Annotated in this window: 1 protein-coding gene; it reads right to left on the bottom strand. The window is 45.0% G+C overall.

Annotated elements, in window-relative coordinates; all coding sequences use genetic code 11:
- A partial coding sequence (locus tag KTR06_RS24855; protein WP_217290905.1) for an SLBB domain-containing protein occupies positions 1–300 on the bottom strand: 300 nt, incomplete at both ends.

Here is a 300-nt window from a genome sequence, read left to right as displayed (position 1 = left end):
CAGAAGCGGCTTCACGCAAGCCTCCGGCCTGAATGATCAAGTCTTCAAGAGTCATATTATCCGCATAAGGATAGGAATCTGGTTTGGCTACTTCGCCGTGGATTACAACATCTCCCCTATCTTCCAAATCATGGATACTAGGAATATAAAGAATGTCGTTTTTCGCCAGGATGATATTTTGGGAAGTACCATCCATGATGGCTTTAATGTCAACAGGGATAACTTCAGTAGTAAGGTCCTCACGTTGACGATAAAGGACAGCACGGTTCAAGAAAGCATCACCCGTCAAGCCTTGGGCTT

The organism is Bacteroides sp. MSK.20.12 (genome assembly GCF_019052435.1).
Classification (GTDB): Bacteria; Bacteroidota; Bacteroidia; order Bacteroidales; family Bacteroidaceae; genus Bacteroides; species Bacteroides xylanisolvens.
The sequence above is the reverse complement of the archived record's forward strand: the minus strand, read 5'-3'. Positions and strand labels throughout refer to the sequence as shown.